The sequence below is a fragment of the Burkholderia sp. BCC1998 genome (assembly GCF_905339875.1).
In the GTDB taxonomy this organism is placed as follows: Bacteria; Pseudomonadota; Gammaproteobacteria; order Burkholderiales; family Burkholderiaceae; genus Burkholderia.
Window position 1 is genome coordinate 217,862 of sequence record NZ_CAJPHE010000012.1, and the last position, 16,184, is coordinate 234,045.

General features: G+C 67.3%; 19 protein-coding genes. 14 read left to right on the plus strand and 5 right to left on the minus strand.

What is annotated here, in order from left to right; translation table 11 throughout:
* Positions 1-1,191, minus strand: a complete 1,191-nt coding sequence (locus U5A56_RS21700) for a class I SAM-dependent methyltransferase (protein WP_124520617.1) — start codon at positions 1,189-1,191, stop codon at positions 1-3.
* Between the two features lie 13 nt (positions 1,192-1,204).
* On the opposite strand from U5A56_RS21700, the gene U5A56_RS21705 reads away from it, so the two are divergent.
* The 9 genes from U5A56_RS21705 (at position 1,205) to U5A56_RS21745 (ending at position 8,336) form a co-directional block, all read left to right on the plus strand.
* Entirely contained in the window at positions 1,205-1,948 is a 744-nt protein-coding gene (locus U5A56_RS21705) for an SDR family oxidoreductase (protein WP_044849085.1), read from the plus strand.
* A 78-nt stretch (positions 1,949-2,026) separates the two neighbouring features.
* Positions 2,027-2,431, plus strand: coding sequence for a dihydroneopterin aldolase (locus U5A56_RS21710; RefSeq protein WP_124486622.1), 405 nt, complete (start codon positions 2,027-2,029; stop codon positions 2,429-2,431).
* Positions 2,428-3,423 (plus strand): tRNA 2-thiocytidine(32) synthetase TtcA, encoded by a 996-nt coding sequence (ttcA, locus tag U5A56_RS21715; protein ID WP_124486623.1) that lies wholly within the window; start codon positions 2,428-2,430, stop codon positions 3,421-3,423. Before U5A56_RS21710 ends, ttcA begins: the two co-directional genes overlap by 4 nt.
* A gap of 135 nt (positions 3,424-3,558) precedes the next feature.
* Positions 3,559-4,920, plus strand: a complete 1,362-nt coding sequence (gene glmU, locus U5A56_RS21720) for a bifunctional UDP-N-acetylglucosamine diphosphorylase/glucosamine-1-phosphate N-acetyltransferase GlmU (protein WP_044849088.1) — start codon at positions 3,559-3,561, stop codon at positions 4,918-4,920.
* A 53-nt stretch (positions 4,921-4,973) separates the two neighbouring features.
* The gene (gene glmS / locus U5A56_RS21725) at positions 4,974-6,791 is read left to right on the plus strand and encodes a glutamine--fructose-6-phosphate transaminase (isomerizing) (protein ID WP_044849089.1); all 1,818 of its coding nucleotides are present in this window, start codon (positions 4,974-4,976) and stop codon (positions 6,789-6,791) included.
* A gap of 107 nt (positions 6,792-6,898) precedes the next feature.
* Positions 6,899-7,264, plus strand: coding sequence for a type II toxin-antitoxin system RelE/ParE family toxin (locus U5A56_RS21730; RefSeq protein WP_321800546.1), 366 nt, complete (start codon positions 6,899-6,901; stop codon positions 7,262-7,264).
* The gene (locus tag U5A56_RS21735) at positions 7,257-7,577 is read left to right on the plus strand and encodes a DNA-binding transcriptional regulator (protein ID WP_321800544.1); all 321 of its coding nucleotides are present in this window, start codon (positions 7,257-7,259) and stop codon (positions 7,575-7,577) included. Before U5A56_RS21730 ends, U5A56_RS21735 begins: the two co-directional genes overlap by 8 nt.
* A gap of 85 nt (positions 7,578-7,662) precedes the next feature.
* Positions 7,663-8,118, plus strand: a complete 456-nt coding sequence (locus tag U5A56_RS21740; RefSeq protein ID WP_321924481.1) for a hypothetical protein — start codon at positions 7,663-7,665, stop codon at positions 8,116-8,118.
* Positions 8,118-8,336, plus strand: a complete 219-nt coding sequence (locus U5A56_RS21745; RefSeq protein WP_040142345.1) for a hypothetical protein — start codon at positions 8,118-8,120, stop codon at positions 8,334-8,336. Before U5A56_RS21740 ends, U5A56_RS21745 begins: the two co-directional genes overlap by 1 nt.
* Positions 8,337-8,421: 85 nt before the next feature.
* Here U5A56_RS21745 and U5A56_RS21750 read toward each other — a convergent pair whose 3' ends face one another.
* Positions 8,422-9,258, minus strand: coding sequence for an FTR1 family iron permease (locus U5A56_RS21750; protein ID WP_257773474.1), 837 nt, complete (start codon positions 9,256-9,258; stop codon positions 8,422-8,424).
* Between the two features lie 12 nt (positions 9,259-9,270).
* Positions 9,271-9,603, minus strand: coding sequence for a cupredoxin domain-containing protein (locus U5A56_RS21755; RefSeq protein ID WP_321924483.1), 333 nt, complete (start codon positions 9,601-9,603; stop codon positions 9,271-9,273).
* A 333-nt stretch (positions 9,604-9,936) separates the two neighbouring features.
* Between U5A56_RS21755 and U5A56_RS21760 the strand changes: the two genes are divergently transcribed.
* Complete coding sequence (locus U5A56_RS21760) at positions 9,937-10,137, plus strand: heavy-metal-associated domain-containing protein (RefSeq protein WP_321800770.1); 201 nt, start codon at positions 9,937-9,939, stop codon at positions 10,135-10,137.
* Between the two features lie 60 nt (positions 10,138-10,197).
* Here U5A56_RS21760 and U5A56_RS21765 read toward each other — a convergent pair whose 3' ends face one another.
* Positions 10,198-11,688, minus strand: coding sequence for an aldehyde dehydrogenase (locus tag U5A56_RS21765; RefSeq protein WP_044849095.1), 1,491 nt, complete (start codon positions 11,686-11,688; stop codon positions 10,198-10,200).
* 89 nt (positions 11,689-11,777) lie between these two features.
* Positions 11,778-12,329 carry a cupin domain-containing protein gene (locus U5A56_RS21770; RefSeq protein ID WP_044849101.1) on the minus strand — a complete coding sequence of 184 codons (552 nt, stop codon included), beginning with the start codon at positions 12,327-12,329 and terminating at the stop codon, positions 11,778-11,780.
* 468 nt (positions 12,330-12,797) lie between these two features.
* Between U5A56_RS21770 and U5A56_RS21775 the strand changes: the two genes are divergently transcribed.
* The 4 genes from U5A56_RS21775 to U5A56_RS21790 form a co-directional block, all read left to right on the plus strand.
* Entirely contained in the window at positions 12,798-12,980 is a 183-nt protein-coding gene (locus tag U5A56_RS21775) for a hypothetical protein (RefSeq protein WP_006402789.1), read from the plus strand.
* Between the two features lie 285 nt (positions 12,981-13,265).
* Positions 13,266-14,051, plus strand: coding sequence for a gamma-glutamyl-gamma-aminobutyrate hydrolase family protein (locus U5A56_RS21780; protein ID WP_321924486.1), 786 nt, complete (start codon positions 13,266-13,268; stop codon positions 14,049-14,051).
* Between the two features lie 29 nt (positions 14,052-14,080).
* A complete protein-coding gene (locus U5A56_RS21785) occupies positions 14,081-15,421 on the plus strand; it encodes a glutamine synthetase family protein (protein ID WP_321806720.1) in 1,341 nt (446 codons plus the stop codon).
* 37 nt (positions 15,422-15,458) lie between these two features.
* Positions 15,459-16,184: aminotransferase class III-fold pyridoxal phosphate-dependent enzyme (locus U5A56_RS21790; protein WP_321924488.1), on the plus strand; the 726-nt coding region annotated here is incomplete at its 3' end.

Sequence of the window (16,184 nt, forward strand, 5' to 3'; positions counted from 1 at the left end):
TCAGAGCGCGTGCGAGCGGTCGCCGCGCGCGAACGCGTCGAGCGTGCCGTCGATGCCGCGCGAGAACGCGATCACCTTGAACAGCTCGCCCATCTCGGCTTCCGAGATCAGCTTCTGCACCGCGTTCGCGGCCGGCAGGAACTGGTGGATGTCGGACGGATCGATCGCGGCGAGCGCGTCGGTGATGCCCGCGTTCAACAGGAAACGCGCCTGCGACGTGTAGCCGAGCAGGTCCGCGCCGGTCGCGACGCCCGCGTCGTAGATGCCGGTGAATTCGACATGCGCGGTGATGTCCTGCAGGCCCGGGTAAAGGAATGCGTCGTCGTGCGCGTGGTGGCGGTAGTGGCACATCAGCGTGCCGCGGTCGCGCTGCGGGTGGTAGTACTCGTGCGCGGGGAAGCCGTAGTCGACCAGCAGCACCGCGCCGCGCCCGAGCATCGTGCACACGGTGCGCGTGAACGCCAGCGCGGCTTCATGTGTTTCGGTCACGTAGCCGTCGTCGACGTCGAGCGTCGCGAGCACCGGCGGCAGGCCGGCCGCGCCCACGGGCCGGTCGTCGAACACGAACGCGTGCCGCGCGTCGAGCGCGACGCCGCGCTCGCGCCACGCGCCGCCCGCCTTCGCGAACAGGCGCACCGGCATCGCGTCGAGCACCTCGTTGCCGACCACGACGCCGTCGAAGCGCTCGGGCAGCGCGTCGAGCCAGCGTACTTTCCCCGCAAGCGCCGGCGCAGCCGCCGCGATCGTGTCGCGCTGCCGTTCGCGCAGTTCGCCGGACAGGTCGACGATCAGGTATTCGTCGAGCTCGACGCCGAGCGCATCGAGCGCCGCGAGCAGCCCGGCCGCGAGCTTGCCGGTGCCCGCGCCGAATTCCATCACGCGGCGCGTGCCGCTCGCCGCGAGCGCGTCGGCGACGGGATTCGCGAGCGTCTGCGCGAACAGCGGCGACAACTCGGGGGCCGTGACGAAGTCGCTGCCGTCGTCGGCGCGGCGCCCGAACTTGCGCGCGCCGCCGCTGTAATAGCCGAGGCCGGGCGCGTACAGCGCGCGCTCCATGAAGCGGTCGAACGGCAGCCAGCCGCCGGCCGCCGCGATCTCGTCGCGCAGTTGCGCGGCGAGGGTTTCGGACTGCGCGAGCGCGTCAGGGCCGGGAGCAGGTAAACTAGCGGGTTCGTGAGCTTTCGGGTTCATCCCGGCATTGTAAATGACCGTTTCAGCCGATACGTCGCCCCCGCGCATCGCGCTCGTCGCGGGCGCGCTGGGCAGCGCGGCCGACGCCGCGTCGCTCGGCCGCGCGCTCGCGACCGGATTCGCGCAGCGCGGCTGGGACGTCGCGCTGCAGCGCAGCCCCGGCGCGCCGCGCGCGGCTGGCGACGCGCTGGTCGCCGAAGTCGCCGCACTGGGCCGCCGCGCGGCCGTGCTCGACGCCGATCTGGCCCTGGAAGCCGATGCGGCCGCGCTCGTTGCCGCGTGCGGCGCGGCGCTCGGCCGGCCCGCCTGTGCGGTGTTCGTGAGCGCTTGCGCCGGCACCGACGACGCGCATACCGTGGACGGCGCGTCGCTCGCCGGCGCGCTCGCGCGCAACGTGACGGCGCCGCTCGCGCTGGCCCGCGCGCTCGCCGACGCGACGCCCGATGCCGCGCGCGACGACGAATCGCTGCGCGCCTGCGCGATTCACGTGCTGGATCAGGCCCTGTTTCACCCGGCGCCGGCGCAGCTGTCGCACGCGCTGATGCAGGCCGCGCTGAACCGCGCGACCTCGGCGCTCGCGCTGGCGCTGGCGCCGAAGGTGCGCGTCGCGGCGCTCGTGCGCGGCCACGCGCCGCACGCGAACGACATCGCGGCGGCGGCCTGCTATCTCGCGAGCGCGCCCGGCGTCACGGGCGCGACGCTGACCGTCGACGGCGGCGAGCACCTGGTGCCGCCCGCCGCCGGCCCGAATGACTGAACTGCGCGGAGCGCGCGGCCTGAACGCCGCCGCCCGCGCCGCTTTGCGTGCGTGCACGCCAATTTGACTGGGACGACCATGTTTTCCGCTCTCCTGCACCCCCGCCTCGCGGACTGCCGCAGGCTCTACCTGCGCGACTACGAGGTGCACATCAACATCGGGGCCTTCGAACACGAGAAGCGCGGCGAGCAGCGCGTCGTCATCAACATCGACCTGTTCGTGCCGCTCGCGCTGTCCACCCCCGTCGACGACCGGCTGCATGAAGTCGTCGACTACGACCTGATGAAGCAGAGCGTCGCGCAGTGCCTGGCGCGCGGCCACATCCACCTGCAGGAAACGCTGTGCGACGCGATCGCCGCGAACCTGCTGGCGCACGACAGCGTGCGCGCGGTACGCGTCTGTACCGAGAAACCGGACGCCTATCCGGACTGCGACGCCGTCGGCGTCGAAGTCTTTCGCATCAAGGACGAGGAGCGCGCATGAACGCCCCCCACATGAACGACACGGCGGCCGATGGCGCCGCCATCGAAGCCACCGTCGCCGACACCGGCCGCCGCGCGCTGACGCGCCGCGAGCAGAAGGAAGCGTACGAGAACAACAAGCTGTTCAAGCGGATCGTGCGCCAGGTCGGCCAGGCGATCGGCGACTACAACATGATCGAGCAGGGCGACAAGGTGATGGTGTGCCTGTCGGGCGGCAAGGACAGCTACGCGATGCTCGACGTGCTGCTGCGCCTGCGCGAACGCGCGCCGATCGACTTCGACATCGTCGCGGTCAACCTCGACCAGAAGCAGCCGGGCTTCCCCGAGCACGTGCTGCCCGAGTACCTGACGCAGGTCGGCGTGCCGTTCCACATCGAGAACCAGGACACCTACAGCATCGTCAAGCGGCTCGTGCCCGAAGGCAAGACGACCTGCTCGCTGTGCTCGCGGCTGCGCCGGGGGATCCTGTACCGCGTGGCGGGCGAGCTCGGCGCGACCAAGATCGCGCTCGGCCACCACCGCGACGACATCCTGCAAACCTTGCTGCTCAACATGTTCTACGGCGGCAAGCTGAAGGGGATGCCGCCGAAGCTGCAGTCGGACGACGGCCGGAACGTCGTGATCCGCCCGCTCGCGTACGTGAAGGAAACCGATCTCGAGAAATACGCGGAGCTGCGCGAATTCCCGATCATCCCGTGCAACCTGTGCGGCAGCCAGCCGAACCTGAAGCGCGCGGAAATGAAGGCGCTGATCCGCGAATGGGACAAGCGCTTCCCGGGCCGCGTCGACAACATGTTCAGCGCGCTCGCGAACGTCGTGCCGTCGCACCTGATGGATACGACCCAGTTCCCGTTCGCGTCGCTGCGCGCGACCGGAGAAGCCGATCCGCAGGGCGACATCGCGTTCGACGAGGAGCCGTGCGCGTCCGGCGAAGACACCGCCGTGCCGGGTGCCGCGAAACCGATCTCGATCGTCCAGTTCGACGACCTGTGAGCAGGGCGGGAACATGCGCCGGCGCGGGGGCGCAAGCCCCCTTTCCGGCACTGTCGCCCCGTCGCGACAGGCCCGGAACGCCAGGGGCCGCATGCTAAAATGGACGGCTTCGAACTCCTCTGACAAGCTGGCGCCATGAATATCGTGATTTTGGCGGCAGGCACCGGCAAGCGCATGCGTTCCGCGCTGCCGAAAGTGCTCCACCCCCTGGCCGGCAGGCCGCTCCTCTCCCACGTCATCGCCACCGCGCGCACGCTGCAGCCGTCGCGGCTCGTCGTCGTCGTCGGTCATGGCGCCGAGCAGGTCCAGGCCGCCGTCGCCGCGCCCGACGTCCAGTTCGCGGTACAGGCCGAGCAGCTCGGCACCGGGCACGCGGTACGCCAGGCGCTGCCGCTGCTCGATCCCGCGCAACCGACGCTGGTGCTGTACGGCGACGTGCCGCTCACCCGCGCATCGACGCTGCGGCGTCTGGTCGACGCCGCGCGCGAGGGCCGCTACGGGATTCTGACGGTCACGCTCGACGATCCGACCGGCTACGGCCGCATCGTGCGCGACGCGTCCGGCTTCGTCACGCGCATCGTCGAGCAGAAGGATGCGTCGCCCGAGCAACTGAAGATCGCCGAGATCAACACCGGCATCATCGTCACGCCGACGGCCCAGCTGTCGATGTGGCTCGGCGCGCTGAAGAACGAGAACGCGCAGGGCGAGTACTACCTGACCGACGTCGTCGAACTCGCGATCGAGGCCGGCTTCGAGATCGTCACGGCGCAGCCCGACGAGGACTGGGAAACGCTCGGCGTGAACAGCAAGGCGCAGCTCGCGGAACTCGAGCGCATCCATCAGCGCAACGTCGCCGATGCGCTGCTCGTCGACGGCGTCACGCTCGCCGATCCGGCGCGCCTCGACGTGCGCGGCACGCTCCGGTGCGGGCGCGACGTGTCGATCGACGTGAACTGCGTGTTCGAAGGCAACGTGACGCTCGCCGACAACGTGACGATCGGCGCGAACTGCGTGATCCGCAACGCGTCGATCGGCGCGGGCACGCGCATCGACGCGTTCACGCACATCGACGGCGCCGAACTCGGCGCGCACACCGTGATCGGCCCGTACGCGCGGCTGCGCCCGGGCGCGCAGCTCGCGGACGAAGCGCACGTCGGCAACTTCGTCGAGGTGAAGAACGCGGTGATCGGCCACGGTTCGAAGGCGAACCACCTGACCTACATCGGCGATGCCGACATCGGTGCGCGCGTGAACATCGGCGCCGGCACGATCACCTGCAACTACGACGGCGCGAACAAGTTCCGCACCGTGATCGAGGACGACGTGTTCGTCGGCTCGGACACGCAGCTCGTCGCGCCGGTGCGCGTCGGCCGTGGCGTGACGATCGCGGCCGGCACGACGATCTGGAAGGACGTCGCCGAGGGCGTCCTCGCATTGAACGAGAAGACGCAGACCGCGAAGAGCGGCTACGTCCGACCGGTCAAGAAGAAAAATTAACATCATGCGGGCGCCGCGCGGCGTCCGTATCCACATTGAGAGGGTAGATTTTCATGTGCGGCATTGTCGGCGCAGTTGCGCAGCGTAATATCGTTCCGGTGCTGATCGAAGGATTGCGGCGCCTCGAATACCGTGGCTATGACTCGTGCGGCGTCGCCGTGCTCGAGCCGGACGCGCCGAAGCGCGCACGCAGCGTCGCGCGCGTCGCCGATCTCGACGCGCAGGTGCAGGAATCGCACCTCGAAGGCACGACCGGCGTCGCGCACACGCGCTGGGCGACGCACGGCGCGCCCGTCACGCACAACGCACACCCGATCTTCTCGTCGAACGCGCTCGCGCTGGTGCACAACGGCATCATCGAGAACTTCGAGACGCTGCGCGACGCGCTGCGCGCGAAGGGCTACGAATTCGTGTCGCAGACCGACACCGAAGTGATCGCGCACCTCGTGCACAGCCTGTATCGCGGCGACCTGTTCGAGGCCGTGCGCGAAGCCGTGCAGCAGCTGCACGGCGCGTATGCGATCGCGGTGACCCACAAGGACCAGCCGCACATCGTCGTCGGCGCGCGCCAGGGTTCGCCGCTCGTCGTCGGCCACGGCGACGGCGAGAACTTCCTCGCCTCCGACGCGCTGGCGCTGGCCGGCAGTACCGACCATTTCACGTTCCTCGAGGAAGGCGACGTGTGCGAGCTGTCGCTCGACGGCGTGAAGATCGTCGACCGCCACGGCGCGCTCGCGCAGCGCGAGATCCGCGTGGTCAGCGCATACGGCGGCGCGGTCGAGCTGGGCCCGTATCGCCACTTCATGCAGAAGGAAATCTTCGAGCAGCCGCGCGCGATCAGCGACACGGTGCCGCAAACCGAAGCGTTCGACGCGACGCTGTTCGGCGACGCGGCGCCCGCCGCGTTCGCGGACATCGACAGCCTGCTGATCCTCGCGTGCGGCACGAGCTACTACTCGGGCCTCACCGCGAAGTACTGGCTCGAATCGATCGCGAAGATTCCGACCCAGGTCGAGATCGCGAGCGAATACCGCTACCGCGAGTCGGTGCCGAACCCGCGCCAGCTCGTGCTGGTGATCTCGCAGTCGGGCGAGACGGCCGACACGCTCGCCGCGCTCAAGCACGCGCAGTCTCTCGGCCACACGCATACGCTCGCGGTGTGCAACGTCGCGACGAGCGCGATGGTGCGCCTCACCGAGATGCAGTTCCTCACGCACGCGGGCACCGAGATCGGCGTCGCGTCGACCAAGGCGTTCACGACCCAGCTCGTCGCGCTGTTCGTGCTGGCCGCGACGCTCGGCAAGCTGCGCGGGCACGTCGACGCCGCGCAGGAAGCGCAATTCCTGAAGGAGCTGCGCCACCTGCCGGCCGCGCTGAACAGCGTGCTCGCGCTCGAGCCGCAGATCATCGCGTGGTCGGAGGAATTCGCGCGCAAGGAAAACGCGCTGTTCCTCGGCCGCGGGCTGCACTACCCGATCGCGCTCGAAGGCGCGCTGAAGCTGAAGGAAATCTCGTACATCCACGCGGAGGCCTATCCGGCCGGCGAACTGAAGCACGGCCCGCTCGCGCTCGTCACGGAAGCGATGCCGGTCGTCACGGTCGCGCCGAACGACACGCTGCTCGAGAAGCTGAAGTCGAACATGCAGGAAGTGCGCGCGCGCGGCGGCGAGCTGTACGTGTTCGCGGATGCCGACACGCAGATCGTCAACGACGACGGCCTGCACGTGATCCGGATGCCGGAACACTACGGCCAGCTGTCGCCGATCCTGCACGTCGTGCCGCTGCAGCTGCTCGCGTATCACACCGCGTGCGCGCGCGGCACCGACGTCGACAAGCCGCGCAACCTCGCGAAGTCGGTGACGGTGGAGTAACGCCGGCCCGTCCGGGCTGCGTAGCGGCGGGAAGCAGGCCATTCGGCCAGGTCGAAATATGTACCACGTAGTGGTATATAATCCTGTGCTAACTCGACTGGCTCGACATGTCTGCTTCCGTACGACGCGTATTCAAGACGAAGTGGTTTCACAAGGCAGCAGGAAAAGCGGGAATCGCCGATGGCGAACTGTGCCGCGCGGTGCGCGAGCTGGCGCGGGGCCAGGGCGTCGATCTCGGCGGCAACGTCTGGAAAAAGCGCCTGGACGAAAATCGGCAGCGCGGCATCGTGCTGGGCAAGCTCGGGCATACGTGGGTGTTCGTGTTCCTGTTCGCGAAGCGCGACCGTGACGACATCGATGCTCGCGAACTGCGCGCCTTCAAAAAGCTCGCTGCGGACGTCGGTCGGCGCACCGACGTCGACATCGCGACACTGGTCGCACTGAACGAGTGGGTGGAGATTTGCAATGGCTAAGAGCCGATTCAAGAGCGACGCGACGGAGGCGGTCCACAGCGCCGCGTCGGGCCTCTATCGCGCACGGCTGATCGACAAGAAGACGATGCGCGAATACGACGCACTATGCATCGAAGCGGCGCCGAAGTTCGATCCGGAAGAAATTGCCCGCATCCGCAAGTCGGTCAACGTCAGCCAGAGCGTGTTCGCGCTCTACCTGAACACGACGACGTCGACGATCCGCCAATGGGAACAGGGCGACAAGCGGCCGAGCGGCATCGCCGCGCGCATGCTGCAGATCGTCGAGAAGCACGGGCTCGAGGTATTTTCCTGAACCGCGTTCCCCGAACGCCGATGAGCGGCCGCCGCCCCGGGCACCGCAACACGACGCAAGCCGCAAGCAAGATGACGGAGAGACCATGGTAAGACTGTTTGGATGCGGATTGCTGGCGCTGACCTTCGCGTCGACGGGCTGGGCGACCGAGCACTACGTCGAAGTCTGGAACCCGCCCGAGGCGCGCGTGCCGGCGGCACGTACGCCGACCCCGCGCGCGGCCGCCGACGCGCACCCCGGCAACAAGACCGCGGAAAAACACGCGAGCGTGCAGCCGAAGGCCGCGGTCAAGGCGCACAAGCGCCGCGTCGCACAAGCCATGAAAGCCGCGCCGCATCGACCGACCGCCGCGACGGTCGATGCGCCGGCCGCGCCGCGCCCGGCCGCGCAGCCCGCACCGGGCCGGCTCACCGTGATGCAGCCGACCGTGCCCGACACGCCGCACGCACTCGGCTACTCCGATATCCCGCGGCAATACACACCGGACGGCAACGTGCTGCGCGTCGGCGCGAGCCGCCGTTCCGCGGAGGTGACGCGATAATGGAAGCGCAGACCTATCACGGCTACCAGATCTGGGGCCATTCGATCCTGCAGCAAGACGAAATCCTGCAGCCCGAGCGCTTCGCGGCGAGCGGCACGATCACGCAGAACAACCGGCTCGTCGAAGCGTCGGGCGTGCTCGGCGTGTTCGATACCGAGGACGAAGCGCGCGAAGCGGGGCTCGAATGGGCCCGCGCGTGGATCGACAGCCATCGCTGAACGGCCCGCGCGGCGGCGCGCGAACCGTCAACGCAAGTAACAAGGGGCGTCCACGACGCCCCTTTTTGCATTCGGCCCCGCCCGCTCAGGCGACGGGCCGCGGCGGCGGCACGACCGTCCGGGGCCGGCCGACGAGCCGCGCGAGCACGACGATCGCAACCAGTGTGACCACGTACGCGGCGATCTGGATCCCCGCCGGACGCGCGGTATAGCCAATCAACGTATGCAGCGCCTTGCCGACGATGCTCGTTTCCTTGAGCAGCCACGAGGTATCCCAGACCGCGTCGCCCCACGACGGCACGAGGCCCGCGGCAAGCAGAAAGCCGACGCACTGGCTCGCCATCCCCGCCGCGAGCAGCACGATCAGCGCATTGGTGACGGAAAACAGGCGCTTGAGCGGAATCTGCAGCAGGCCCGCATACATCGCATAGCCGAGCCCGGCGCCACCCAGCACGCCGAGCAGCCCGCCGACGATCATCTGCGGCGTCTGTCCCGGATCGCCCGCCGCGATGCCGTACAGGAACAGCACGGCCTCGGAGCCTTCGCGCAATACCGCGACGCCGACCACGATCGCGAGCCCCGTGAGCGGCCGGCTGCCGGCCGCGACGGCCCGCCCGACCTCGCCCATGTGCAGCGCCATCTCGCGGCCGTGGCGGCTCATCCAGATGCAATGCCACGCGAGCATCAGCGTCGCGACGAACATCACGCCCGCGTTGAAGACTTCCTGCCCCATGCCGGATGCCCACTGCGAGATCACGTCGGCGAACGCGGCGATCAGGCCGGCGCCGATCACGCCGCCGACGAGCCCGCCGCCGACCCACCAGCCGCGCCGCGGCACGCCCTTCGTGGCGGCCATCACGATCGAGACCACCAGCGCGGCCTCGAGCACTTCACGAAAGACGATCAGGGCAGTAGACAGCATGGCGATATCCGCTTACTTGACGGTCAGGTGCGTCTTCGACTGCGCTTCGTGATACTCGTCGTGGAACTCGTAGGTGCCGGCCTTCAGCGGCCCGACGAGGATCTCGACCGACTTGCCGGCCGGCACGACCTTCTCTGCCTTGAAATCGTCGCTTTCGAATTCCGCGGGCGTCGCGTCGAGATTCTTCACGACGAACTTCACCTTCTTGCCGGCCGGAATCGTCACGCCGTCGGGCGAGAACTTGTGGTCCTTCAGGGTCAGGTTGACGACGTCGTCGGCAGCGAAGGCGGACGATGCCGATGCGCCCAGCAGGGCCAGTGCGAAACCGAGAGCGAAGCGATTCATATGGGTAACGAAATGAAATATCGAGGGGGAACCGATAGTAAGATCGATTCGCATTTCCCTCTCGAAGTACCCTTACTGACGGCATGGGCATCGGGCGTCGTCGACGCGACACACGCCTTGTCGTGCAAGGCTCCGCCAGATTTCGCCGACAATGCGCGACCGTCAATCGGGAAAAATTCCGACTGACGTACATCGGCGCATTACGATTCGTCTGACTTCATATTTACAAACAGCTTCCACGATGCCGAACGCGACGAATCGCTTGACCTTCCCACCATGGCAAGCTTCATGCTGGCGACGTTTGTGAATCGCCACCCAACCCAGGAGAACACGATGGAATTCGAAGTCCAGGACATGACCTGCGGCGGCTGCGCCAACGCCATCACGCGTGCCGTGACGGCAGTCGACCCCGCTGCGAAGCTCGACATCGACGTGGCCGCGAAGACGGTCAAGGTCGAATCGGCGCAAGGCGCCGAACGCGTGCAGTCGATCATCGAAGCCGCGGGCTTTCACCCGGCGCTGCGCACGGCCTGACGCGCGCATGCGCAGCACGGGCGCGGCGCCCGTCGGCACCGCGCCCGACCACCGGCCGCGTCAGCGCAGCCGGATCAGCGTCGACTTCAGTTCGGTGTACTTCTCGAGCGCATGCAGCGACTTGTCGCGGCCGTTGCCCGACTGCTTGTAGCCGCCGAACGGGAAGTTCATGTCGCCGCCTTCGTCGTAGCAGTTCACCCACACGGTGCCCGCCCGCAGCCGGCGCGACACGTCGTGCGCGGTCGTCAGGTCCGACGTCCACACCGCCGCCGCGAGCCCGTACTCGGTATCGTTCGCGATCCGCACCGCCTCGTCGACATCGTCGAACACGATCACCGACAGCACGGGACCGAATATCTCCTCGCGCGCGATCTTCGCATCGGGCTTCACCTCGAACACCGTCGGCTCGACGTAGAAGCCGCCCGTCTCCGCCTTCACGCGCGCACCGCCCGTGACGAGCGTGCCTTCCTTGCGCCCGGCGTCGATGTAGCCGAGCACGCGCTCGAGCTGGATGCCGTCGACGATCGCGCCCATCGATACCGACGGATCGAGCGGGTTGCCCGGCACGTACGCACGCGCGGCGGCGACCAGCTTCTCGATGAACGCGTCCTTGATGTCGCGATGCACGAGCAGGCGCGAGCCGGCCGTGCACATCTCGCCCATGTTGTAGAAGATCGCGCCGGCCGCGGCCTGCGCGGCGCGGTCGAGGTCCGGGCAATCGGGCAGCACGATGTTCGGCGACTTGCCGCCGAGTTCGAGCCATGCGCGCTTCAGGTTCGACTGCGCGGCGTACTGCATGATCAGCTTGCCGACTGCCGTGGAGCCGGTGAACGCGATGCAGTCGACGTCGCGATGCAGCGCGAGCAGCTTGCCCGGTTCGCCCGCGCCCGGCACGACGTTGAACACGCCGGCCGGGATGCCGGCCTCGTACGCGAGCTGCGCGACGCGGATCGCGGTCAGCGGCGATTTCTCCGACGGTTTCAGCACGACGCTGTTGCCGGCCGCGAGCGCCGGGCCGAACTTCCATGCGGCCATCAGGATCGGGAAGTTCCACGGCACGACGGCCGCGACCACGCCGACCGGCTCGCGCGTGACGAGACCGACGAGATGATGGTCGGCCGGCGCGACTTCGCCGCCGACCTTGTCGATCGCCTCGGCGAACCACTCGACGCAATACGCGGCGCCCGGCACGTCGACCGTCGTCGTGTCGCCGATCGGCTTGCCGGCGTCGAGCGTCTCGAGCAGCGACAGTTCGTCGAGATGCTCGCGCATCAGTGCGGCCCAGCGCAGCAGCACGGCCTTGCGCGCGCGCGGATTCAGTCCGGCCCACACGCCGGCGTCGAACGCGCGGCGGGCGGCCGCGACGGCGGCGTTCACGTCGGCCTCGCCGCAATCGGCCACCTTCGCGAGCACGCGGCCGTCGATCGGGCTCACGCAGTCGAACGTCTTGCCGCCGTGCGCGTCGCGCGACGCGCCATCGATGAATGCGCGCCCCTCGATCTCGAGCGACGCCGCCTTGTCCTGCCAGTCAGCCAAAGTCAACTTGTTCATTCAGGATGCCTCAACGGTTGTGGCATTCGCGCTGCGGCACGCCGTGCAACGGCAACGCTGCCGGCGGTGGCGAATGCGGTGATGCGCGGTCAGAAGGTGGCCGGCGAATTGGCCGACACGACCTCGCAGAGTTGTTCCGCGCTGGGATTGCGAAAACGGTGCGGCAAACGGCTTTCGAAGTAGTAGCCGTCTCCGGGGTCGAGCAGCCAGGTCGCGCCGTCGACGGTGAGCTCGAGCCGGCCCGACACGACCACGCCACCCTCGTGCCCCGCGTGCACGAGCATCTCGGGCCCCGTATCGGCGAGCGGCTGGTAGACCTCGCGCATGATGCACATGTTGCGGTCCTTCACGCCCGCGCCGACGAGGTGAAACGCGAGCGCGTCGTTGCCGAGGTTCGGCATCTCGTCACGTCGCGACACGACCGAGCGCGATTCGACCAGCTCGAACGTGAAGAACTCCGCGAGACTCATCGGGATGCATTCGAGCAGTTTCTTCAGCGAGCCGACCGACGGGCTCACGCGCCCCTGTTCGATCAGCGAGATCGTGCCGTTGGTCACGCCGGCCCGCTTCGCGAGTTCGCGCTGCGACAGGCCATGCTTGTTGCGCACGAAACGCAGGCGCTCGGCGACTTCGGTGGACATCGATTCGGTTTCGGACACGATAGAAGTGCGGTGAAAAAGTGAAACGACGCGTTGGACAGCATTGAGCAGCCGTTGAATATTCTAATCACTTTATGCCGCACATCAGCGGGGAAAACCCTGAAAGGCGTTCGAAATAATGAACACCTCGCGCGTCATTCCATTTACGAATATTTTGTTCGCAGTGCCTCGGGAAAGCCCTGACACGAGACCGTCAAAAAACATTTGACGCCGTTTTTGGCTCGTATATGCTGGCTCTCAGGTCAGCGTCATTGGCCATTCATCGGCACCGAAAAACGTTATTGCAACGTAAAAATTGATGCCCATCAATGTAAATGACGCAGGCCGGGCACCTTGATTATTTTAAACGCCTCGCGCGCCGAAACGATCAGGTGTTCAATACTTTCAACAAACCAGTCGAGTGTAATCGTGAGAGTCCGTGGCCCTCTGGTGAGGTGGGATCGAGGCGATGTGCGAAGTTTGCGCAGCGCTGCTCCCGCTTCCGATGGCAGTTGCGGCTGGCATAGTCCTCGCCTGCTGCATCTGTCGATCTACACCATCCTGTCCCGTCGTTCCGTTCGCCGTCACAACGCCGTTTCCGCACGCGCGTTCGTGGCCGTCGATACCGACGAAGTCGCGTCGCTGCTGCCATAGCGCCTCTCCTCCTTTTCTCGTCGTTCGTTTCAACTGCCTGTTCGTCAGCCGCGTCGTCTGCGCGGTGACGGAACGCGTTCGCGCATCCATTGCCGCGTCGCACGGCACAACGAAACGAACGATGGCCTGACCGTCGCGCGCAGCGCGGATCGCCATGCGAACCCGTTGCGCCCATTCACCAGCGGCCTTGCGCGTTTCGCGAGGCTGCGGGGTCGTGTCGCGCCTGCATTTTGCGGTTTTCCCGCGTCATGCACGCCTCGGCCCTACGGACAACTGATTGACGTCATGGAAAGGAAACCCCTCGTCGGCATCACCGCCGACTTCACGCAGATCGGCGCACATGCGTCGCACACGGTCGGCGACAAGTACGTCGCTGCGATCGTCGACGGCGCACACGCGCTCGCGATGGTGCTGCCCGCGCTCAGCGATCGCCAGTCGGTCGACGACGTGCTCTCGACGGTCGACGGCCTGTTGTTTACCGGCAGCTATTCGAACGTCGAGCCGCACCTGTATGGCGGCGAGCCGAGCGCGCCCGGCACGAAGCACGATCCCGCACGCGACGCGACGACGCTGCCGCTGCTGCGCGCGGCGATCGTCGCGGGCGTGCCCGTGCTGGCCGTGTGCCGCGGCTTCCAGGAGCTGAACGTCGTTTGCGGCGGCACGCTGCATCAGCGCGTGCACGACGTGCCGGGCCTCGCCGATCACCGCGAGGACGACGACGCGCCGATGGACACGCAATACGGCCCCGCGCACGTCGTGCGCCTGACGCCCGGCGGCGTGCTGCACACGCTCGCCGGCGGCCGCGACGACGTGCACGTGAACTCGCTGCACAAGCAGGGCATCGCGCAGCTCGGTTCCGGCCTCGCCGTCGAAGCCGTCGCGCCGGACGGCCTGATCGAGGCCGTCAGAGTCGTCGATGCCCCGGCCTTCGCCCTCGCCGTGCAATGGCACCCGGAATGGCGGCATGCGCATGACCCGCTGTCGAGCGCGATCTTCCGCGCCTTCGGCGACGCCTGCCGCGCGCGCCGCGACGCCCGCACACGTGCCACGGCCGCCGCCGCGCTCGCCTGAGCGCGCCGACCCACATAACGAGAACAGACATGCAAGACAACATCGAAGACTTTCTGAAGCAGCACCGGATCACCGAGATCGAAGCGATCATTCCCGACATGGCCGGCATCGCGCGCGGCAAGATCACGCCGCGCAACAAGTTCACGTCCGGCGAATCGATGCGCCTGCCGCAGGCCGTGATGGTGCAGACCGTCACCGGCGACTATCCGGAAGACGGCTCGCTGACCGGCGTGACCGATCCCGACATGGTGTGCGTGCCCGACACGTCGACCATTCGCCTGATCCCGTGGGCCGTCGATCCGACCGCGCAGGTGATCCACGACTGCGTGCACTTCGACGGCTCGCCGGTCGAGATCTCGCCGCGCTACGTGCTGCGCCGCGTGCTCGACCTCTACAAGGCGAAGGGCTGGAAGCCCGTCGTCGCGCCCGAACTCGAGTTCTACCTGGTCGACATGAACAAGGACCCGGACCTGCCGCTGCGTCCGCCGGTCGGCCGCACGGGCCGTCCCGAAACGGGCCGCCAGTCGTATTCGATCGAGGCGGTGAACGAGTTCGACCCGCTGTTCGAGGACATCTACGAGTACTGCGAAGCGCAGAACCTCGACATCGACACGCTGATCCACGAAGTCGGCGCCGCGCAGATGGAGATCAACTTCATGCACGGCGACGCGCTGTCGCTCGCCGACCAGGTGTTCCTGTTCAAGCGCACGGTGCGCGAGGCCGCGTTGCGCCACAACATGTACTCGACCTTCATGGCCAAGCCGATGGAAAACGAGCCGGGCTCGGCGATGCACGTGCACCAGAGCATCGTCGACGAGGAAACGGGCCGCAACCTGTTCACGTCGCCGGAAACGGGCGGCGCGACGTCGCTGTTCTACAACTACCTCGCGGGGCTGCAGAAGTACACGCCCGCCTTGATGCCGATCTTCGCGCCGTACATCAATTCGTATCGCCGGCTGTCGCGCTTCATGGCCGCGCCGATCAACGTGCAGTGGGGCTACGACAACCGCACGGTCGGCTTCCGCATCCCGCACTCGGGCCCGGCCGCGCGCCGCATCGAGAACCGGATTCCGGGCGTCGACTGCAACCCGTACCTCGCGCTCGCGGCGACGCTCGCGGCCGGCTATCTCGGCATGACGCAACGCCTCGAGCCGACCGAACCGCTCGTCAGCGACGGCTACGACCTGCCGTACCAGTTGCCGCGCAACCTCGAGGAAGGGCTCACGCTGATGGCCGCGTGCGAGCCGCTCGGCGAGATTCTCGGCCACAAGTTCCTGAAGGCGTATTTCGCGCTGAAGGAAACCGAATACGAAGCGTTCTTCCGCGTGATCAGTTCGTGGGAACGCCGCCATCTGCTGCTGCACGTCTGAGCGTGCACACGACCGAATACGGAATCACGGAGGAAACATGACGTACCGCAACGAATCTGCCTGGATCCAGCCGGCCGCGCCGGCCGCCGCACCGCGCACGACGCAGGCGCGCTCGACCGCCGAATACCGCGCGCTCGACGCCGCACACCACATCCATCCGTTCTCTGACATGGGCGCACTGAATCGCGCGGGCAGCCGCGTGATCGTGAAGGCCGACGGCGTGTATCTGTGGGACTCGGACGGCAACAAGATCATCGACGGGATGGCCGGCCTCTGGTGCGTGAACGTCGGCTACGGCCGTAAGGAGCTCGCCGACGCTGCATATCGCCAGCTCCAGGAACTGCCGTTCTACAACACGTTCTTCAAGACCACGCACCCGCCGGTAATCGAACTGTCGGCGATGCTCGCCGAAGTCACGCCCGCTGGCTTCAACCACTTCTTCTATTGCAACAGTGGCTCCGAAGGCAACGATACCGTGCTGCGTCTCGTGCACCAGTACTGGCGCGTGCAGGGCAAGCCGCAGAAGAAATACGTGATCTCGCGCAGGAACGGCTATCACGGCTCGACGATCGCCGGCGGCACGCTTGGCGGGATGGGCTACATGCACGAGCAGATGCCGTCGAAGGTCGAAAACATCGTGCACATCGACCAGCCGTATTTCTTCGGCGAAGCGCAAGCCGGCGAAACGCCCGAAGCGTTCGGCCTCGCGCGTGCGCAGCAGCTCGAAGCGAAGATCCTCGAACTCGGCGCGGAGAACGTCGCC